The sequence below is a fragment of the Cohaesibacter haloalkalitolerans genome, from assembly GCF_003574655.1.
Lineage (GTDB): Bacteria > Pseudomonadota > Alphaproteobacteria > Rhizobiales > Cohaesibacteraceae > Cohaesibacter > Cohaesibacter haloalkalitolerans.
This window is the reverse complement of the sequence record NZ_QNUM01000006.1, coordinates 41,955-61,300: the sequence shown is the minus strand read 5'-3', so window position 1 is coordinate 61,300 and position 19,346 is coordinate 41,955. Positions and strand designations below refer to the sequence as shown.

General features: G+C 58.3%; 17 protein-coding genes. 3 read left to right on the top strand and 14 right to left on the bottom strand.

Features of this window, described 5'->3' with window-relative positions; all coding sequences use genetic code 11:
* Nucleotides 1–148: 148 nt before the first annotated feature.
* The 5 genes from DSL70_RS15525 to DSL70_RS15505 all read right to left on the bottom strand — a co-directional run bounded on the left by DSL70_RS15525 (nucleotide 149) and on the right by DSL70_RS15505 (nucleotide 6,940).
* Entirely contained in the window at nucleotides 149–1,351 is a 1,203-nt protein-coding gene (locus tag DSL70_RS15525) for an acetate/propionate family kinase (RefSeq protein ID WP_119308877.1), read from the bottom strand.
* A 45-nt stretch (nucleotides 1,352–1,396) separates the two neighbouring features.
* The gene (locus tag DSL70_RS15520) at nucleotides 1,397–2,809 is read right to left on the bottom strand and encodes a bifunctional enoyl-CoA hydratase/phosphate acetyltransferase (RefSeq protein ID WP_119308876.1); all 1,413 of its coding nucleotides are present in this window, start codon (nucleotides 2,807–2,809) and stop codon (nucleotides 1,397–1,399) included.
* A gap of 525 nt (nucleotides 2,810–3,334) precedes the next feature.
* Entirely contained in the window at nucleotides 3,335–3,742 is a 408-nt protein-coding gene (locus DSL70_RS15515) for a BA14K family protein (protein ID WP_119309173.1), read from the bottom strand.
* Between the two features lie 415 nt (nucleotides 3,743–4,157).
* Entirely contained in the window at nucleotides 4,158–5,327 is a 1,170-nt protein-coding gene (locus DSL70_RS15510; protein WP_280955356.1) for a nucleotide sugar dehydrogenase, read from the bottom strand.
* Between the two features lie 197 nt (nucleotides 5,328–5,524).
* Nucleotides 5,525–6,940, bottom strand: coding sequence for a phosphomannomutase (locus DSL70_RS15505; RefSeq protein ID WP_119308875.1), 1,416 nt, complete (start codon nucleotides 6,938–6,940; stop codon nucleotides 5,525–5,527).
* A gap of 271 nt (nucleotides 6,941–7,211) precedes the next feature.
* Between DSL70_RS15505 and DSL70_RS15500 the strand changes: the two genes are divergently transcribed.
* On the top strand, nucleotides 7,212–7,457 hold the full coding sequence (locus DSL70_RS15500) for a hypothetical protein (protein WP_119308874.1): 246 nt from the start codon (nucleotides 7,212–7,214) through the stop codon (nucleotides 7,455–7,457).
* Here the strand turns inward: DSL70_RS15500 and DSL70_RS15495 are convergent.
* From DSL70_RS15495 to DSL70_RS15470, 6 genes are all read right to left on the bottom strand, one after another.
* Entirely contained in the window at nucleotides 7,454–8,371 is a 918-nt protein-coding gene (locus DSL70_RS15495; RefSeq protein ID WP_119308873.1) for a ribokinase, read from the bottom strand. The genes DSL70_RS15500 and DSL70_RS15495 overlap by 4 nt on opposite strands.
* A gap of 11 nt (nucleotides 8,372–8,382) precedes the next feature.
* Complete coding sequence (locus tag DSL70_RS15490) at nucleotides 8,383–9,318, bottom strand: dihydrodipicolinate synthase family protein (protein WP_119308872.1); 936 nt, start codon at nucleotides 9,316–9,318, stop codon at nucleotides 8,383–8,385.
* Nucleotides 9,319–9,356: 38 nt separating this feature from the next.
* Nucleotides 9,357–10,346, bottom strand: a complete 990-nt coding sequence (locus tag DSL70_RS15485; protein WP_119308871.1) for a phosphoglycerate dehydrogenase — start codon at nucleotides 10,344–10,346, stop codon at nucleotides 9,357–9,359.
* A 2-nt stretch (nucleotides 10,347–10,348) separates the two neighbouring features.
* Entirely contained in the window at nucleotides 10,349–11,626 is a 1,278-nt protein-coding gene (locus DSL70_RS15480; protein ID WP_119308870.1) for a TRAP transporter large permease, read from the bottom strand.
* Nucleotides 11,623–12,126, bottom strand: coding sequence for a TRAP transporter small permease (locus tag DSL70_RS15475; protein WP_119308869.1), 504 nt, complete (start codon nucleotides 12,124–12,126; stop codon nucleotides 11,623–11,625). The genes DSL70_RS15480 and DSL70_RS15475 overlap by 4 nt, the downstream gene beginning before the upstream one ends.
* A gap of 95 nt (nucleotides 12,127–12,221) precedes the next feature.
* Nucleotides 12,222–13,247 carry a TRAP transporter substrate-binding protein gene (locus DSL70_RS15470; RefSeq protein ID WP_119308868.1) on the bottom strand — a complete coding sequence of 342 codons (1,026 nt, stop codon included), beginning with the start codon at nucleotides 13,245–13,247 and terminating at the stop codon, nucleotides 12,222–12,224.
* Between the two features lie 247 nt (nucleotides 13,248–13,494).
* Here DSL70_RS15470 and DSL70_RS15465 point away from each other — a divergent pair, with 247 nt between their 5' ends.
* The gene (locus DSL70_RS15465; protein ID WP_119308867.1) at nucleotides 13,495–14,136 is read left to right on the top strand and encodes a GntR family transcriptional regulator; all 642 of its coding nucleotides are present in this window, start codon (nucleotides 13,495–13,497) and stop codon (nucleotides 14,134–14,136) included.
* A gap of 119 nt (nucleotides 14,137–14,255) precedes the next feature.
* Entirely contained in the window at nucleotides 14,256–14,786 is a 531-nt protein-coding gene (locus tag DSL70_RS15460; protein WP_119308866.1) for a helix-turn-helix domain-containing protein, read from the top strand.
* Here the strand turns inward: DSL70_RS15460 and DSL70_RS15455 are convergent.
* The 3 genes from DSL70_RS15455 to DSL70_RS15445 form a co-directional block, all read right to left on the bottom strand.
* Nucleotides 14,780–15,697 (bottom strand): glycyl-radical enzyme activating protein, encoded by a 918-nt coding sequence (locus tag DSL70_RS15455; protein ID WP_119308865.1) that lies wholly within the window; start codon nucleotides 15,695–15,697, stop codon nucleotides 14,780–14,782. The two genes, DSL70_RS15460 and DSL70_RS15455, sit on opposite strands and share 7 nt — an antisense overlap.
* Nucleotides 15,684–18,071 (bottom strand): glycyl radical protein, encoded by a 2,388-nt coding sequence (locus DSL70_RS15450; protein WP_119309171.1) that lies wholly within the window; start codon nucleotides 18,069–18,071, stop codon nucleotides 15,684–15,686. The genes DSL70_RS15455 and DSL70_RS15450 overlap by 14 nt, the downstream gene beginning before the upstream one ends.
* A 211-nt stretch (nucleotides 18,072–18,282) precedes the next feature.
* The gene (locus tag DSL70_RS15445) at nucleotides 18,283–19,314 is read right to left on the bottom strand and encodes a LacI family DNA-binding transcriptional regulator (RefSeq protein WP_119308864.1); all 1,032 of its coding nucleotides are present in this window, start codon (nucleotides 19,312–19,314) and stop codon (nucleotides 18,283–18,285) included.
* Nucleotides 19,315–19,346 lie beyond the last annotated feature (32 nt).

Genomic DNA, 19,346 nt, shown 5'->3' with positions numbered 1-19,346 from the left:
GCCCCGTGCTTAGCCCATCAATCCGGTGGCATGCAACCCTTTATCAGCCGACGCGACGAAAGGGCCTCGTCCCGTCATCACGACAGCAAAAGAAAACCGGCCCCAATTGCCCGGGGCCGGTTTTCCTGTCAGTTGACTGCCTGCTGTCTTATGCAGACAGGATGTTGACCGCATGCTTGGCGATCATGAATTCTTCGTCCGTCGGGATGACCAGAACCGGAACGGAATCCTCGGCAGAAATCAGTTCAACACCGCGGGTGTCATTCTTGGCGGTATCAAGCTTGATGCCCATGAATGCCAGGTCGGCACAGACCTTGTCGCGGATGATCGGGCCGTTTTCGCCGATACCTGCGGTAAAGACCAGAGCGTCAATCCCGCCGAGGGAAACGGCCAGAGAGGCAATCTGCTTGGCGGTGCGCTGGCAGAAGATGTCCAGAGCCAGAACGGCGCCCGGCTCCTGATTCTCCTCGATGTCGCGCATGTCGTTGGAGATGTCGGAAATGCCCAGAATGCCGCACTTGTAGTAGAGCAGTTTTTCCAGATCGTTGACGTCCATGTTGTATTCGCGCATCAGATAGACTAGGACACCCGGATCCATGCTGCCCGGACGGGTGCCCATCGGAATGCCGTCAAGGGCGGAGAAGCCCATGGAGGTGTCAATGCTGACGCCATCACTCAGAGCGGAAAGGCTGGCGCCGCTGCCCAGATGTGCAACAACGACTTTGCCCTTGGCAAGGTCGGGTTTGTTCTGACGCAGGTTGTAGGCGATATACTCGTAGGACAGGCCATGCATGCCATATCGACGAACGCCAGCGTCGGTATATTTCTTCGGAATGGCGAAGGTGCTGTTGACGGCCGGAATGGTGCGATGGAAGGCGGTGTCGAAGCAGGCAACCTGCGGCAGATCCGGACGGCTGGCAGCGAGTGCCTTGATGGCGGCCACATTCTGCGGCTGATGCAGCGGAGCCAGCGGAGCAAGGTTTGCGAGCTTCTCGATGATCTCGTCATTGATAAGCACCGGCTTGTCGAAGGCTTCCCCACCATGCACAACGCGGTGACCGGCACCGATCAGCGGCAGGTCGGCGGGCAGCTTGCTTTCGATCCACTCGAGCAGATGCGGCAGGATGGCAGGAACGGTGCCCTGATCCAGATGAGCCCAGGACTCGTCTGCCAGCAGTTCCTTCTTGGCAGTCTTGACCTTCAGCTTGGCTGAAGAGCCGATACCGTCCAGTTGCCCCCCAAAGAAGAGCGCAATCTTCTGCTCACCATCACCGATCTGGAAAACCGTGAATTTCACGCTTGAGGATCCACTGTTCAGGACCAGCAGAGCGCCTTTTTTAATGTTTGTCATCGTTTTTTCTTTCTATTCAAACTGCAATGCCAGGATGGTCCGCGTCTAGTTATTGGACAACAAAACAGCCAAGGCACATGAAGCAAGGCGAGCCGACAGACTGTCGGCACGACTGGTCAGAATTACCGGAACAGCAGCCCCCAGCACGATACCGGCGGCATCGGCATGGGACAGAAAAGCGAGCTGCTTGACCAGCATGTTTGCGGAAGCAAGGTCCGGAGCCAGAAGGATATCCGGATCACCTGCCACCTGGGATTTGATGCCTTTGGTCAATGCAGCTTCCTTGGAAATTGCAATGTCGAAAGCCAAAGGTCCGTCAAGAATTGCACCCTTGATCTGGCCGCGTTCTGCCATCTTGCACAGAACGGCCGCATCAACGGTGGAAATGATTTTGGGGTTCACCGTCTCGATGGCGGACAGAATGCCCACCTTCGGCGTTTTGACCCCGAGCACATTGGCAAGACCAACGGCATTCTGAATGATATGCGCCTTGTCATCGGCATTCGGGAAGATATTTATGACGCCATCGGTGATCAACAGGGGCTTTGGATAGGTCGGCACGCTGACCACGAAAACGTGGCTGATACGGCGATAGGTGCGCAGGCCGCCGTCACGTCGGACAACCGCCGCCATCAGTTCGTCGGTGTGCAGCGAACCTTTCATGACAGCTCCCACGTCTCCGGCTTTTGCCAGCGCCACGCCTTTGGCCGCGGCGTCCTTTTCATGCCGTGCATTGATGAAGCGGAAAGCGGAAATATCGAGCCCGTTTTCGCGCGCCAGAGCCGTAATCACATCCAGCGGACCAACCAGAACCGGCTCGATCAGACCGAGACGAGCACCATCGCAGGCTCCTTCCAGCGAGGTGCGATCGCAGGGATAGATGACGGCTGTCGGCAGCGGATCAAGGTCCGCGCATTTCGCCGTCAATATGTCGAGTTGGTCGTGGGCGATGAACTGCAGGTCCGGCAGGCTCTGTGCATCCTGATCCAGATGTTCCAGTGGCGGAATGACCGTGGCCGAGCCTTCGACCAGCAAACTGCCCGTCTGGTCGATCAGCGCACAGTCCAGTTCCACCAGATGACACCCCCCGGGTGTCACCTTCTTGGCAGCCACCGTCACGGAGGCCGTCACATGAGCGCCAAGCAGGATCGGCGCCAGAAACTTCAGATTCTGCTTGTGGTAGATGGTCCCCGGACCGGGAAGGCGCGTGCCCAGCAACCCCGAGAACAGAGCGCCAGCCCACATGCCATAGCCAACCGGCTGCTGAACCATAGCGTTGCCAGCCCCTTCACGAAAATGAAGCGGATCAACGTTACCAGACATCGTCGCAAACAGATTGATATCTGTCTGCGTCAGAATCCGGGATACGCTGGCACATTGGCCAATCGCCAGCTCATCATAGGTCAGACTGGTGAGCGTGGTGATCGGCTTATGGAGTGCAGAGGGGAGGACGGTCATGAACTCTCTACATCACTTCATTATCGATTTTAGACGTTGGTATAGCATCTGCGTGGAACGCACGTCCAGATCACGACCTATTCCTAAAGTGCAGATCTGATACCAGATTAGCATTTTTGTGCAGTGCAATCAAAATTGGAATCCTTCCAATTGTTGCTTTAACGTGCTGGTTTCGCAACGTCGAATTTAATTGCATATCTGCCATGTTTTAATGGAACATCAATAGGCAGATCAAAAATAAATTCAAAGATTTCCAAATAGGTACAATTACTTAAATCAGACCTTCGAATGCCAGACTATCAGGAATCGTGCGAAATGAACAGGATCAATCCGGGCGCTCATGAGCCAAAGCTGCCCTCGCCATTAAGGGCATCGCCCCCTGCTTTTATGGGCTGGCAGCGGATGCAAACAAGAAAGCCGCCCCCTGGCAATAGGGGACGGCGCATTGTCATGCGGTCACAATACCGGCCGGGTTATCTCTCCCGAAAATCCGGAAGCCGACGCGGCGAGATCGCGATTGCCGAACTACATGCGGCAATAGGTGCGCGGGCCGTTGTAAGGCTGATAGGTGCAATCATAGGCACGGAAGCTTCTGTAGCGAGAAGCGCAGGCTGGCACGTTGCACCAGTTAGGCGCACGATAGCCATAAGCTGGTGCGCGGTTCTTGCGTGCGATATCCGCGGCGATAGCCCCCGCTGTCAAGCCGATGATGGCGCCCGCAACGCCCGCTCCGATATTGTTGTTGTTGCGCCGTATCGGACGCCGAACCGGGGGGCGTCCACCGTAAGGTCTGCGCCATCTCGGAGCAGGCTGAGCCTGTGCTTCCGAAACACCCAGAAGTCCTGTAGAAGAGCTGACGCCACCGAATGGCAATCCGGTCACGCCCATGCACAATGCTATAGCTGAAGCCACAATTGTCTGTTTAAGTTTCATGATCTTATCCCCGTTTGCCAAGTTGTTTGCCACACCCAAACTTCTTTGCCGAATACTTCCGGAATTGCACGAAGGATCATGGTTTTGGGGCCTGTTACAGCATTCCATTGAGGGCTTGGCCCCCTGTGGCGCCTTGACCGGAGTAGATCCCACGTCAAATCCATTGCCGTAGGTTTCCAGTATGACACAAATTTCAGCTTGCTGCCATATGATGCTACATCCGGCCTAGCCCATGCTCCCTTGTTTCGGCCTGAAGCCTGTTTGAGTGTAACGCACTCGGGGGCCAAATGTTTCCGTTGCCCTGTCACTTTGTCGTGACGGAGGACCCGGGCAAGGCAGTAGACGCACAGACAGGAAGGCCCTGCCAGACTGCAGGCAGGGCAGCCTGGCGGAACGAGCCCGGACTGTCAGGAGATCAGTCGTTCATGAAAAGATCACGAGTGAAGACCTTGTCAGCGACATCGCGGATCTGCTCGGTCCAGCGGTTGGACACGATGAGGTCGACCTCTGCCTTGAAGCTGTCCAGATCCCGCTCGACACGGGAGCCAAAGAAGCTGTCTTCCTTGAGCGCCGGTTCATAGACGATCACTTCGATGCCTTTGGCCTTGATGCGCTTCATCACCCCCTGAATGGAGGAGCTGCGGAAATTGTCCGACCCCTGTTTCATGACCAGACGATAGATACCGACCTTGCCGGGTTTGCGCGCCAGAATGGCATCGGCAATGACATCCTTGCGGGTGCCGTTGGCATCGACAATGGCATTGATGAGGCTCTGCGGAATGTCGGCATAGTTGGCCAGCATCTGCTTGGTATCCTTGGGCAGGCAATAGCCACCATAGCCGAAGGACGGGTTGTTGTAGCCATCCCGGATGCGCGGGTCGAGGCAGACGCCCTTGACGATATGCTCGGGGTTGAGCCCCTTGAGCATGGCGAAGGAATCAAGCTCGTTGAAGAAGGAAACGCGCATCGCCAGATAGGTGTTGGCAAACAGCTTGATGGCTTCGGCCTCGGTCGAATCCGTCAGCAGCACCGGGCAATCGTCAATAGCGGCGGCGGACTTCAGAAGGTCGGCGACTTTCTCGCCGCGTGCCGTCTGGTCCCCCACGATGATGCGGGAGGGGTAGAGATTGTCATAGATGGCCCTGCCTTCGCGCAGGAATTCGGGCGAGAAAATGACCCTGTCGGTTTCAAACTCTTCCCGGATGCGCTGGGTGTAGCCCACCGGAATGGTCGACTTGATGACGATGGTGGCGTCGGGGCTGAGTTTCAGAGCCCGCTCAATGGAAGCATCCACCGAACTGGTATCGAAATAATTCTGCTGCGGATCGTAGTTGGTTGGCGTCGCGATGATGACTACGTCCGCACCGGAAAGGGCCTCTTCGGGATCGAGAGTTGCCATCAGATCCAGCGGTTCCTCGGCGAGAATCCGGGAAGCCTCGTCATCCTGAATGGGCGCCTCGCGAGCGCTGATGGCCGCGACCTTGCCCGGATCAATATCGAGCACCCGCACCGAATGGCGCCGTGCCAACAACAGCGCCATAGCCAAACCCACATAGCCAAGACCGATGACAGAAATTTTCATCATTCACTCTTCCGTTTGGTTCGGGCTCCTGACGCACCCCGTCTGGCGCAGCATCCGTCCCGCTCTCTGTTGCAGCCAACTTCTTCTGGATGCTGCTGCGACAGGCCCTTGTTAAACATGGCAAAAGGCTAACACAGAAATGTCTCGGAACTGAGACAGCCTGACCATTGCCCCCCGAAAAATCATGTTTCCAGACCGTTTCAGACGATGGTGAAGGCTTCAATCAGGCTGAGCCCCTTCCTGAGCATGGCGAGGGCGGCATCCTCATCTTCAGCTTCCACATAGCAGCGCATTTCGGGTGCATTGCCAGAGGGGCGAAAATGGATGGTCCGGCCATTGTCGAGAAACACCCGCAGACCATCGATGTCGGTCTTGCTGGTGACCTGCCCCACCTCGGCCAGGAAGGAAGACAGATTTGCATCGGAGCCCCTGAGATGCTCCATCAGGGCCGCGCTGCGCTCAAGGGCATAGCCCTGAATGCGATCGGCATTGGCCACTGGCAGACGATAGGCCTCAGCGAGCCCCGAAAGCGTCTTGCCGCTCTTGGCAGCCAGATAGAGCACGGACAGGATTGGCAGGAAACAGTCGCGGGTCGGCAGGGCTGAGAATTCCTTGCCCGCCGGAGCGAAGGACGTGGCCGTCAGAAATCCGCCATTGGCCTCAAAGCCGATCACGCCGCCCTTGTTGGCAGCCAGGGCTTCAAGCATGCCCGCGATGACATAGGGCGACCCGACGCGGGTACGGATGACTTCGAAGGTACCGTTCTTCTCGATACCGGAATTCGACGTCACGGGAGTAACAACCACATCGGCACCAAGAAATTCAGCCGTCATCAATCCAACCAGATCACCGCGCAGCGGATTGCCCGTTTCATCGGCAACCAGCGGGCGGTCGGCATCTCCGTCGGCGGACACAATGGCATCAAAGCCCTGACCGGCCCAGTCTTTCAGAAACCGAACGGTTTCCTCGGATACGGCCTCGGTGTCCACCGGAATGAAGGTTGATGACCGTCCCAGAGCAACCACGTCTGCGCCATAGTGGCGGAGGATGTCGATGAACAGATCCCGCGCCACGGTGGAATGCTGATAGACGCCGATCTTCATCCCGGCGAGAGCCCCCTCGGGCAGCACGGCCTTCTTGCGGTTGAGGAAATTCTCGCACGCCAGATGATGGGCGTCTTCGGCTTCGGCACCATCCGCGCCAGTGCTGTTATCCAGCCGCTCGGCCCAGTTGGAAATGGAAATCTCGTCATCCTTGGTGATTTCACCATCAGGCAGATAGAATTTGATGCCGTTGCGATCGCCGGGGATATGCGAACCGGTCACCATCACCGAGGCCGCCTTGTTCAGCATGCCGTGATAGGCCAGAGCCGGGGTCGGCAGAACGCCGCAATCAACCGGCTGGAAACCGCAGGCCCGGATCGCCCTGATGCAGTTGCGGGCAATGGTCGGGCTGGACTCCCGCAGATCCTGACCAACGAGAATGGGATCCCCCTTGCGGGCAAGGCCTGCCTCTTCAAGATGATGGCAGAAAGCCTTGGTGTAGATGATCGACGGTGCGCCCATGAGATCCACTGACAGGCCGCGCAATCCACTGGTTCCAAACTTGATCGACATAAAAAGAGACCCTTATGTATGCTTTCGAATATTCATATAGGCAACTGAAACAGGGAGCTTCCGGACATCGAACCGGTTCCTTCGTGAAAGCCGAAGGGAAACCAGACATCACGCCGCCTCACCCGCACCGACCGGCCGACCTGAAGACACACCCTGTCTAGCAAGAAAAAACTTGCCTTGAAAAGAGAGCAGAAGTGGTGCCGTCATCCAAAGCCGACAAACCTTGCCCACTATAGCATCTACGTCATGCCATTTTTTTTGGCTGCAGACAATGGGAACGGCAGCATTGTTGCTGCAAACATGGCTGTTGCAAGCAGTCGGCAAGACGCGGGTTGAAGAACTCGGCATCGAGGTCATCGGCGCCGACCAGCACGCAATCCATTCCGGTTGCGGCTTCTTGCCGGGTGACATTTTTATGCGCCTTTATGCGTCATATCCGCATGAAAAAGGCGGGGCCCGCTTGCCGGATCCCCGCCCTTCCTTTCCTGACGCTCCTTTGCAACGTGTTGCAAGCTAGCCTTTCAGGATCAGAGCATCGACGTCTGCGCGGTCTGGTACGGCCTCGCTTGCGCCCTTTCTGGTGGTGGCCAGAGCTCCGGCAGCGGAGGCAAAGCGCAGGGCCGCGTCCAGCTCCATGCCTTCGGCCAGCGCGGCAGCCAGCCCGCCATTGAAGCTGTCACCGGCGGCCACTGTATCGATTGCATTCACCTTGAAGGGCTCCAACTTGCCGCTCCGGCCATCCTTGCAGGCATAGGCCAGCCCCTTTGCTCCGAGCTTGACGATGACCGTCTGCGGTCCGCGCGCGCAGAGGCTGCGTGCGACATCCAGCGCCTCATCGAAGGTGGCGGGCATTTTGCCAGAAAGGCCCGCCGCTTCGGTTTCATTTGGGGTGATGATGTCAGCCTCTGCCAGAAGCGCATCCATGCCTGTGGCAGCAATCGGAGCGGGGTCGAGAATGACCGTGGCTCCGGCTGCTCGCGCCTTGCGCATGGCCGCGATGGTTGCATTCTGTGGCGTTTCCAGCTGAAACAAAGCCACCTTGCAGCCTTCGAAGCACTCGGCATCCGGTCCGTCGGCTGGCCACGCCATATTGGCACCTCCCACAACCGTGATGGTGTTCTGGGAGGTCGCATCGACATGGATGAGAGCCATGCCGGAATCATGATCCGGCATGGTAACGAGATGATCGGTATCGACGCCCAGCCCTTCAAGACTGGCCCTGAGGCTTGCCCCGAAGGCATCCGCCCCGATGGCTGCCACGAACCGCACCGGACAGCGGGCCAATCGGGTTGCCGCGACAGCCTGATTGGCGCCCTTGCCACCGAGCCCCTTGAGGAACCCGGTGGCATGGCTGGTAACGCCCGGTTCGGGCATGAGGTCGACGGAAACCGTCAGGTCCAGATTGACCGAGCCGAATACCGTGATCGACATCCCCTTGCCTCCTATTCCGAAAGAGCGCTGATCTTCTTGCGATAGAACTCAGTGCCCTGCTCGATACGATCGATGACCGCCCCAAGCGCCCAGAATTTCTCTTCGATGTCGAAGGGAACCACGCGGCTGTGGATGCTGGAGAAGGTGCCCATGCGCTGGTGATAGAGCTTGGCCATCTTGGGATAGCCCATCGGCTCGACCTGAGCGGCGAGGACGAGGAAGACCGAAAGCTCTTCGCACAGCTCGGGATGGTCCTTGCCGTGATCCTGAACCCAGCGGTAAAGGTCGGGGTGGATGTTGTTGAAGACGCCGCAGAAACCGGCAGATCCGGCAAACATGGCCGGAGTTGCAATGGCCGCGTTGGCGTTGCAGATCTTCATCGGTGTGCCCTTGACCAGCCCGACGCGACGGGTGACGGTTTCCAGATCGCAAGAGACGTCCTTGACGATGACGAAGCGGCCGGACTGGGCGCAGTAGGTCACTTCCTCGTCGCTCATCAGACGGCGATAGGGAGCCGGGCATTCATAGAGGCCAAGCGGCATGTCGGCGGGCAGGAAGTCGAGCAGTGCATCGAGATTGCTGCGGAAGGCTTCGGCGCCCTTCTTTTCCGGATCGAGACGGTTGGTCACCAGAACGATGGCGTCCACACCGGTTTCGACCATGGCACCAAGCTCGGTCTTCTGGTCTTCCAGCGAATCCGAAATGTGGCCGGAAGCCATGACCGGCACGCGCCCGGCGACCTTTTCCATCGTGAAGCGGGCCAGCTCCACCCGTTCCTCGACACTGAGGAACAGCATTTCGGAAGACTGGCAAACCGCAAACAGGGCCTCGGCACCGTTTTCGAGATACCATTCGATGAGGCGTTCATAGCCTGCCCAGTCGATCTTGTTGTCGTCGGTGAACGGCGTCAGCACAACCGGGATGATACCGGAGATTTCTTTGGTCATTTTCTTATTCCTCCAATGAGACTTACTGGACTTGCCGTTCAGAGTTTCAGGGTTTCGGGGTTGACGACATAGGGCAGCAGCTCCTTGGGATCGCCGTGCAACCAGGCCAGAATGTTATTGACGCAGCGCATGGTCACACGCTTCTCGGCCATCTTGTCCATGCCGGAGACATGGGGGCTCAGAATGACGTTGTCACAGCTGCGCAGGGCGCTGTCGGCCGGAAGCGGCTCGGTTTCGAACACATCGAGACCAGCGCCGTAGACCTTGCCGGACTTGAGGGCATCGACCAGCGCCGTCTCGTCAATGAGCGGCCCGCGCGAAGTATTGATGACAATGACGCCATCCTTCATCTTGGCGAAGGTTTCCGCATTCAGCGTGTGGCGCGTCTCGGGCGTTGAAGGGGCATGCACAGAGATCAGATCGCTCTCGGCCAGCAACGTATCGAGATCGCATTTCTCGACGCCAGCCGCTTCTGCCTGTTCTTCGCTCACATACGGATCGAAAACCAGCACGCGCATGGACTGGCCCTTGAGGCGACGCGCCATGGCGCCACCGATGCGGCCAAGACCGATGAGACCGGCGGTGCGTTCCCATAGGCCCGGGTGGAAGCCGTCGAACATCCAGGTGCCACCATGAACCATGGCATCGCGGCGGCCTATGCCACAGGCGAGCGACAGGGCCATGGCATGGGCGTATTCTGCGACGCTCTCATGGTTTTGGCCAAAGGCCATGGCAAGCGGGATGTCATGGGCGGTCGCTGCGGGGACATTGACCTTGTCATACCCAACGCCCCAACGGGCGATGATCTTGAGATCTCTGGCGTTGGCGATCACGTCAGGGGTGTAGGGCTCGCCACCGGCAATGGTTGCCACCACGCCGCTTGCCAGCATGGCCTTGAGAGAGGCTTCGTCGGGAAGACGGCTGGTTTCGTTGACCACCACCTCATATCCGGCTTCACGCAACGGATCGAAAAGCGGGCATTCGTTTGTAAACTGTTCTGTCAGAACAAGGATTTTTTGCTTTGTCATAGCTAGTTGACCAGGTTGGGCAGGAACGTGACGAGATCCGGCCATATGATGAGGAATGAAATTGCGGCGATCTGGGCGGCGAGAAATGGCAGGATGGCCCAGAACATGCGTCCGATGCTTATCTCGCCGATCTGCGCTGCCACGAAGAGGCAGATGCCGACAGGCGGGGTCATCAGGCTCATGGTGCCAGACAGCAGGAAGACCATGGCAAACTGCATTTCGTCGATGCCGAGCCCGCGGGAGATGGGCAGGAAGATCGGCGCCAGCAGCAGCACCTGAACCCCCGGCTCAAGAAAGAAACCGGCGATGAGCAGGATGCCCAGCACGAAGAACAGGAAGATGGTCTGGTTGTCCGAGAACAGCACCGTCAGCGACCGAACCGACGAAATGGCACCGGTGACAGTCAGAATGTAGGACAGGACCGATGCACCGGCGATCACCAGATAAAGGCTGGCGGTGGTGCGCATGGATGCCCTCATGCAGGCAAGCACACTGCGGCCCGAAAGGGTCTTGAGCACGAACCGGCCAATCACCAGCGCATAGACGCAGGCAATGCCACCGGCCTCGGTTGCCGTGAAGACACCGGAGAGTGTGCCGAAGACGATGAACATCGGGATCGAGAAGACCAGAGCCGTTTCAAAAGCCAGCTGCTTGTCGGATTTGTCGACCGCCTTGATCTCGCCCTTGGGCAGCCCCTTGGTCAGCGCCGTGATCAGCACGATGACCGCGCAGGCCCCACCGAGCATCAGCCCCGGCACGATACCGGCGACGAACAGCTTGATGATCGAGACCTGAGCCACGGAGGCATAGACGATCATGATGACCGACGGGGGAATGATCGGCCCGATCATCGAACTGGCAACGGTAACGGCGGCAGAGAATTCCTTGGTATAGCCCTGTTTGGGCATGCCGTTGATGAAGATCTTGCCAAGGGCTGCGGTATCGGCAATCGCCGTCCCGGAGATACCGGCAAACAGCACCGATGCCAGAATGTTGGCATAGGCGGCACCACCGGCCACGAAGCGGGTGATCTTGGCAGCAAAGGTGATGAGGGTTTCGGTAATCCCGCCCCGGTTCATGACCTCGCCGGCAAAGATGTAAAAGGGAGCGGCCAGAAGCGAGAAGTTGTCCAGCGAGCTGAAGAAGCGCGTCGGGATGATGACCATCGGCAGGTGGGCGAACCAGGCCGCCGATGCGCCAGTGAGGCCCAGTGCGACCGCGATGGGGGAACCGATCAGCACCAGAAAGAAGAAGGCCGAGAAGATTGCTGCGGGGCTCATTGTGCCGTCTCCTTATTGCCAAGGACGGGCTGCTCGATGTAACCGGCGATCGCCTGAATGGCGATCATCAGATATCCCACGACCACTGCGGCGTAGGGGATCCACATCGGCAGGCGCATGGATGGGGAAACCTGCCCGGTATCCATCAGGAACGGAATGCCGAGGGCAACCACGATTGCTGCCAGCACCAGTGTCGTCAGCAGCGACAGGAAGGCGGCGATGCGCCGGATTCTGTCGGAAGGAATGATGACGATGAGATCGATCATCATCTGCTCACCGTGGCGGAAGGTGGCTCCGGCGACCAGATAGACCGCCCAGACGATTGCATAGCGAAGGGCTTCTTCGCTCCAGCCGATCGGGTCGGCCAGCACATATCGGGCCCCAACGGCCATGAAGTTGACCAGAACGATCCCGGCGAATATCGCCACCGCCACATATTCCGTGGCGTTCGACAGCTTTGCTGTCCAGCGCAGATAGGTCTGCGTCAGGGAAGATGCCATGAGAAATGTCCATTTGGGTAAGGCCCGCCGGTTCCCTCGAAGGAGTGTTTGAAGGGAGGTTTGGAACCGGCGGAGCCAGACGTTACGACACGGGATTATTTGCCGTAGAGTTGGGTTTCGGTTTCCGAAACAGCGGCCAGAAACTTGTCTACATATTCAGCGCCAAGCTCCTTGGCGAGGAATTCGCGGACCGGCTTCTGGGCCTTCTCGCCAAATGCCTTTTTCTCGGCAGGCGAGTTCACATAGACTTCCACGCCCAGATCACGAATGCGCTGGGTATCGGTGAGGTAGCCCTGACCTTTGCCTGCAAGCATGATGGTGGTGTAGAGATTGACCCCATCGAGCACGGCGGCGCGGTTCTGTTCGCTCAGACCGTCAAGGAAGGACGGGTTGGCATAGGCAAACACGGCCGAGAAGATATGCTCGTCAAGCGACATGTATTTGATCACTTCACCCCAGCCGCCATTGATGACGGTGGACGGCGGGTTTTCACCCCCATCAACAACACCCTGACGGATGGCCATGGCGCTTTCCGGGAACGGGATTGGCGTCGGGGCAGCCCCGAGGCTCTTCATCAGCGCGATCATGACCGGGCTTTCCATGGAGCGCAGCTTGAGACCTTCCACGTCGGCAGGGGTCTTGATCGGATGCTTGTTGTTCACGAAGTTGCGGAAGCCGTCTGCAGCGAAGCCTATGATGCGCAGGCCTGCCTGCTTCTCCACATCAGCCACGAACTCACCCATGACCGGGGAGTTGTTCATGAACTCAACCGCATGGCGGGTGGAACGGAACAGATATGGCGTCGAGAAAACCTGCACGCCGGGATAGAAGGAGGCAAGCGCTCCGTCCGTCGTGGCGGTCATCTGGAAAATGCCATTGCGCACGCTTTCGAGAATTTCGCGGTCACCACCAACGCCACCGTGCAGCAGCTGCACGTCGATTTCGCCGTTGGTGTGGAATTCGACATACTGCTCGAATGCCTTCATGGCATGGGTTTCTGGATTGTCTGCTTCCGGCAATGTGGTCGCAAAGCGCAGGGTTTCAGCCTCGGCGGCAAAAGAAACCATTGCGGAAAGGGCTACGGCGGCGACACCGGCCAGCAGTTTGACTGAGCGTTTCATAAGTCCTCCTATTTCCTCCGTCGCATCAACGCCTCCACGCGTCTGATGCAGGCCCCCTCATTAACATGTAACTAACATGTTAGCAATGATCCTTTTGACCAGTTAGAATTTTCACGTTAAACATGTTAGTTACATGTCAGTGTTTTCCACGCGCGCGAAGAGGTTGAACTGGCTCACCATGACGAGTATTGAAGAACAGATCACAACGCCGAATCTCAGCCGCACAGCGCCTGACACAGGAAAAACAATGCTTAAGCGCGCCGCCTATGACCGCATCGTGGAACTGCTCAATCAGGGGGGCTTGATGCCCGGACAGATCGTATCCCAAAGGGAACTGGTCGAGACCACCGGCGCGACGCTGGGTTCGATCCGGGAAGCCATTCCGCGGCTGGAAGCAGACGGTCTGCTCCAGACCCTGCCCAAACGCGGGCTGATGGTGCCAACCCTCGATGTCTCCTTCGTGCGGGACGCCTATGAGTTGCGCAGCATTCTGGAACTCAGCGCCGTCCGGGCGGCGATTGATGCCATCCCGACGGCGCGGTTTTCCGGCTGGATCGAACGGCACGAGCGTTTTCTGGCCAATATCCAGGCCAACTCCAATCAGGATGCTGCGGACGAGATGCAGAAGCTTGACTGGGACATGCACGCTGCCTTCATCGACAGCATGCAGAATGTGCTGATCGCCAATGTCTACCGCGTCAATTCGATCAAGATCCACATGGTGGTCCAGTCTCGGCTTCAGGTCACACCGTTCAACGCCGAGAGGATCATCGGCGAGCATCTGGCCTTTCTGAGGCCGATGCTGGCTCGCAACGTCGCAGCGTCCGAACAGGCGCTGAAGCAGCATATCGACAATTCGCTGCATCTTGCCCTCGGCGGTCGTCTGTAGAGATGCTCGAAGCGGCCAGACACCGCGCCTTACCTGTCAACAATGAAGAGTTGGATTGATCCCGCCCGCGCGCCTGTTATAACGGGAGCACAGGCAGGATCAGGAAAGAGGCACTCGCGTTGTCGGCCAACAAGTTCAAGCACAGTGTAGCGACCCATCTCAAGACCATCCGGGCCCAGCGCCAGCTCAGCCTTGATGAGGTTGCCAAATTGACCGGGGTCTCCAAGGCCATGCTTGGCCAGATCGAGCGCGAAGAATCAAGCCCCACCATCGCCAAGCTCTGGCAGATTGCATCAGGACTGGAAACCTCCTTCTCGGCCTTTCTCGATCTGGGGACCGATCCCAACGAGGGCCTGAGCGTTCCTGAAGATCCCGGCATGAAAATGGTGTCGGTCTTTCCCTACAGTTCAGCGGTGAATTTCGAAATCCACGAGATCACCCTTTCCAACCATCACTGCCAGATGTCAGAGCCCCACGCCCACGGGGTGATCGAAAGCGTCATCGTACTTTTGGGAGAGCTTGAGATCCTGTCGGACGGGCACTGGCAGGCCATCGACGAAGGAGGCACGTTCCGCTTTTTTGCCGACCAGCCCCATGGCTACAGGGCCGCCAGCGAACGGGTCGTCTTCCAGAATATTGTCAGCTACTGATAACGCTCGATCTGATAACGGTCGAAAATGCTGTAGGCAACGGCGGTCTGCGCCTCTGTCGGCGTCGTGAAGGAATGGAAGCTGTCCGCCATGCGAAAGGCGCTGTATTTGGCCTTGCCCAGCTCATGATAGGGCAGCAGTTCGATGCGGCTGCCGGGCAGGTGATCGCGCATGAAGCGGGCGGTTGCCTCAAGATTGTTTTCCTCCAGATTGACTTCCGCAATCAGGGGAATGCGGATTGTCATGGGAACGCCCGAGGCATGAATCCTTTTGGCATTGTCAAGGATAGTCTCGTTGCCCTGGCCGGTGAAGCGGCGATGGCTCTCGCTATCCATATGCTTGATGTCGAAGAAGATGTGGTCGATGCCTGCCATCAGGTCCTGACAGGCTTCCCATTTGAAGAAACCGCAAGTTTCTACCCAGACCGAAACACCCAGCCGCTCGCACCCGGCCATCAGACTGCGCAGGAACTGGTGCTGGACAAAGGGTTCTCCACCCGAAAAGGTCACCCCGCCGCCGGAATGGCGAAAGAAGATCTCATCGCGGCGGATCTGCTCCATGATGGCGTCGGCATCCATTTGCTCGCAAGCCAATTGCAGAGCCTTTTCAGGGCAGGCGGCCACGCAGTCCCCGCAGAAGGTGCAGCGGGTCGCATCAAAATCTCCCGCCGCCGGGTCGAGGCCTTCAGGGCAGACCGTCCGGCAGCTTTGGCACCCCCGGCACTTGTGGGCGTGATAGGCCAGTTTCCTGTGTTGGGTCCAGCTTTCAGGGTTGGCGCACCACTGGCACCGGAGGCCGCAACCGGCCAGAAAGATGGTGGTGCGCACCCCGTCTCCATCATGAATGGAATAGTCCTGCATCTGCAGGACCGTTCCCATTGTGCCGTCTTTTGCCTTGTCAGTAGCTGCCATGGGCCGAGCGCGCGATGATCGCTTCCTGCATTTCCGGTGACAGGTTGACAAACTGGGTGCTGTACCCCGCAACCCGCACCAGCAGATCCTTGTAATCTTCGGGGTTCTTCTGGGCCTTGCGCAACACGTCTGTCGACAGGGTGTTGAACTGCACGTGGAAGGCGCCAAGGGAGAAATAGGCCCGGATGATACTGCCCAGATCGCGCTTGCCCTTCGGAGTGCTGACCAGATCTTCGCTCAGGCGCAGGTTGAGCAGCGTTCCGCCGGTATGGACATCGTGGTTCATCTTGGCGCTGGAGCGCATCGCCGCCAGCGGGCTCTTCACGTCGCTACCGGCATAGGGCGAAACGCCCTCGGTGATCGGTTTGGTCGCCTTGCGTCCGCAGGGGGTGGCGCCGACGATCCGGCCGGTCGGGATGTAGTTGGAAATGCCCATGAAGGCCGAGTTGAAGGGCGAGCCGAAATTGTCCTTGTAGGCCCGGGTCTTGCGATAATAGTAGTTGGCCAGATCGCGGGCGATGGCGTCGACATAGTCGTCGTCATTGCCATATTTGACCACCGCCAGCGCCTTCGTGCGCAGGGCGTCATGGCCTTCCCAGTCAGCGTTCATCGCCGCGTCCAGTTCGGCGAGCGTGGTGACCTTGTCCTCGAACACCAGCTTCTTGATGACGGCCAGCGAGTTGGCGACCACTGCAAGGCCGATACCGGTCAGCACGGGGCCGACATTGTATTTCGCGCCACCGCGGGAAAGATCCCTACCCTCTTCCAGACAATGGCCGATACAGGTGGACAGGAACGGTCGCGGCACCATTTCCGCATGCAGTTTCTGAGCGATGACGGTGGAAACCACGGAATGATGGATGAGGTTGCCTACCTGCTCGAAGGTGGCATCCTCGATTTCCTGATAACTTGCGTAGCTGGCCAGCGGCTTGGCATCAAGCCCCATCTTCTCGCCTGTCAGGCGGCTCTTGCCTTCATTGAGGGCATATTCCATTGCGGCAGCGAAGTTGACATTGACAGCGCTGGTCCATTGGCCGGTCTGGCGGAAGTGCGGCACGACGCAGCCGCAGTTGTTCCAGTCGCGAGCGTCTTCGGGTTCGTATCCGGCCTGCAGCAGCATTTGGGTTCCGGCCTGATCATTGTGAATGGCCGGGAAGCCCGTTCCCTTGCTGACCAGATCGGTCACCGCGTAAAGAAATTCCTGCGGACAGTCCGACTGCACGCGCACGCTGAGCCCCGGCTGATGGGTGCGCACCTCGTCGGTTGCCTCAAGGCAGAGATAGGTCAACTCATTGGTGGCGTCACTGCCGTCGCGCTTCTTGCCACCGACGGTCAGGTTCTGGAACTGGTTGTAGCCTGCGAAATAGCCGGTGGTGTTCTCCGAGATGGTCCAGACCCATTCGGAATATTTCAGCCAAAGCGCATGGATCAGTTCCTTGGCCCCGGCCTTGTCGAGCTTGCCACTGTCCATGTCCGCAGCATAGTAAGGATACATGAACTGGTCAAAACGGCCGGGATTGAGCGCCAGCGGGTTTTCGGTGATGATGCCACCCAGCTGGACAAACCAGATGAATTGTGTGGCTTCGTGGAAGCTTTGCGGTGGATACTCCGGCACCCGACGGCAGACGCGGGCGATCTCCAGCAATTCGGCCTTGCGGGCGTCGTCCTGCTCTTCGGCTGCCATGCCTTCGGCAAGATCGGCATAGCGATTGGCCAACAGGATGATGGCTTTCGCCGACAGGATCGTCGCCTTGTAGAAATCGATCCTGTCGATATCCTCGGCGTTGAGATAGTCGAGCGCGGCGAGCTTTTCCTCGGCATCTTTCAGGATGCCGCCATAGCCCTTGACGAACAGATGGCCCTCATAATCCGGCGTGATCTCGCCCACCGCCTGACGCCATTTGGAATCATTGTCGATGATGCCCGTATCGACCGCAATCCGGGCCGTCTCTTCCGGCAGCGCCGCCAGGAAATGTTCTTCCAGTGACTTGCCATGCCAGTAGGGGAAGATCTCGGAGCGGATGGTGGCGCATTGATCCGGCGTGATCAGATAGGGGTCCTGCGGGCGGGTCGGGAAGGTATCCATCTCCTTGTCGACCCATTTCCAGGAATATTCCGGCGTCAGGATGCCCGTGCGGCGAAACCTGCCAGCGGTTCCGACGATCAACTCATCCTCGAAGATACGCACCTCGAATTTGGCGCAGAAATCATGGAAGGCTTCAGCGCGGCGCAGGATGACCGACTTGCCCTCGGTGCGCTTGTGCGACTCGGTGTAGAGTCTGGCGCGCTCATAACAGATGGAAGGCTTTGTATTGACGTAGTTTTGCCGTAGCCGCTCGATGCGTTCCGAGACGCCAGTCACCGTTTTCAACATGATCCTGTTCCGATTCACCATCGCACAGGCGCAAGAACCGGGCCTTGTGCGTTATAACGTACAAGGCATTTCTAGGAAACCACCGCTTGCAAGTCAATTGCTTGTCGCAAGGCTAAGTGTTCGTACTTATTCAGATTTTCAGGCCGCCGGACGTGCATTCAGCGGCATCCGACGGCCTTCCCCCAAGCAACCGATCCTTGTTCAATTGGCCTCAGGCGCGCGTCCGCATATGGGAATGGCGCGGCACCAACGGGCAGGGAACCCTCGTTTCCTTCATGGTAATCTCGTCATCGGCCAGAATCATCTCGGCAGCGAGCTGGCCCATTTCGGCATGGGGCAACAGCACCGTCGTCAGGGTGGGGTGCAGATGCTGGGCAATTTCCTGATCGTCATAGCCGACCACCGCAACATCGACCCCGACCTTCAGCCCCAGCTCCTTGAGGGCCTCATAGCAGCCGACGGCGGTCAGGTCATTGGCGCAGAAGATCGCCTCCGGCGGATTGGGCAACGCCATCAGTGCCAACGTCGCCGTGCGGCCACCCGATGGCAGCAGATTGCCCTCCATGATCAGATCCGGATCAATCGCCACGTCGGCGGCATGCATCGCCCGCTCGAATCCCTCCTCGCGCATCTTGGAGGCATCCATCCACGGTTCCCCCTTGATGAAGGCAATGCGCTTGTGGCCAGCCTCTATCAGCACCTTGGCCGCAGCTTCGCCACCGCGCCGCTCGGCCGGAACAATGGCCGGGAAACGCCCCTGCTTGTCATAGCAGTTCATCAGGATGCATTTGTGATTGAGCAGCAGATCCGGCGGCGAAACCACATGCGTCAGGATAGAGCTGTAGATGACGCCCCGAACCCGATCTGCGGCCCACTTGCGCAGGATAGCCCGTTCATATTCCTTGTCGCCACCGGTCATCACCGTTTCGACAATGACATTTTCCTTCCAGGCCGTGGCCTGAATGGCATCAATGGAGATGGCCGCAAAGGGGCTGGTGACAATTTCGTCGACGATGAGCCCGATCACTGTCATCCCCACCCCCTTGGGTGGACGTCCGGCGCTTCTGGGACGGTAGCCCAGATCGCGAACAGCCTGCAAAACCTTGGCCCGCGTCTCACTGCTGATACGCATATCCTCAACACCGTTTAGCACAAAGGACACCGTCGATTGCGAGACACCGGCTGCCAGAGCCACGTCTCCCATCGTCACGCGCACCGCTTTTGCACCTGGCTTTTCCTCCATGCCCGATTCCTCCCTTGCATGACCGGGTATTC

Bases quoted from the DNA above. Each gene is read 5' to 3' on its own strand.
- DSL70_RS15525 (WP_119308877.1), bottom strand. From the start codon at position 1,351: ATGACAAACATTAAAAAAGGCGCTCTGCTGGTCCTGAACAGTGGATCC.
- DSL70_RS15520 (WP_119308876.1), bottom strand. From the start codon at position 2,809: ATGACCGTCCTCCCCTCTGCACTCCATAAGCCGATCACCACGCTCACC.
- DSL70_RS15515 (WP_119309173.1), bottom strand. From the start codon at position 3,742: ATGAAACTTAAACAGACAATTGTGGCTTCAGCTATAGCATTGTGCATG.
- DSL70_RS15510 (WP_280955356.1), bottom strand. From the start codon at position 5,327: ATGATGAAAATTTCTGTCATCGGTCTTGGCTATGTGGGTTTGGCTATG.
- DSL70_RS15505 (WP_119308875.1), bottom strand. From the start codon at position 6,940: ATGTCGATCAAGTTTGGAACCAGTGGATTGCGCGGCCTGTCAGTGGAT.
- DSL70_RS15500 (WP_119308874.1), top strand. From the start codon at position 7,212: ATGGGAACGGCAGCATTGTTGCTGCAAACATGGCTGTTGCAAGCAGTC.
- DSL70_RS15495 (WP_119308873.1), bottom strand. From the start codon at position 8,371: ATGTCGATCACGGTATTCGGCTCGGTCAATCTGGACCTGACGGTTTCC.
- DSL70_RS15490 (WP_119308872.1), bottom strand. From the start codon at position 9,318: ATGACCAAAGAAATCTCCGGTATCATCCCGGTTGTGCTGACGCCGTTC.
- DSL70_RS15485 (WP_119308871.1), bottom strand. From the start codon at position 10,346: ATGACAAAGCAAAAAATCCTTGTTCTGACAGAACAGTTTACAAACGAA.
- DSL70_RS15480 (WP_119308870.1), bottom strand. From the start codon at position 11,626: ATGAGCCCCGCAGCAATCTTCTCGGCCTTCTTCTTTCTGGTGCTGATC.
- DSL70_RS15475 (WP_119308869.1), bottom strand. From the start codon at position 12,126: ATGGCATCTTCCCTGACGCAGACCTATCTGCGCTGGACAGCAAAGCTG.
- DSL70_RS15470 (WP_119308868.1), bottom strand. From the start codon at position 13,247: ATGAAACGCTCAGTCAAACTGCTGGCCGGTGTCGCCGCCGTAGCCCTT.
- DSL70_RS15465 (WP_119308867.1), top strand. From the start codon at position 13,495: ATGCTTAAGCGCGCCGCCTATGACCGCATCGTGGAACTGCTCAATCAG.
- DSL70_RS15455 (WP_119308865.1), bottom strand. From the start codon at position 15,697: ATGGCAGCTACTGACAAGGCAAAAGACGGCACAATGGGAACGGTCCTG.
- DSL70_RS15450 (WP_119309171.1), bottom strand. From the start codon at position 18,071: ATGTTGAAAACGGTGACTGGCGTCTCGGAACGCATCGAGCGGCTACGG.
- DSL70_RS15445 (WP_119308864.1), bottom strand. From the start codon at position 19,314: ATGGAGGAAAAGCCAGGTGCAAAAGCGGTGCGCGTGACGATGGGAGAC.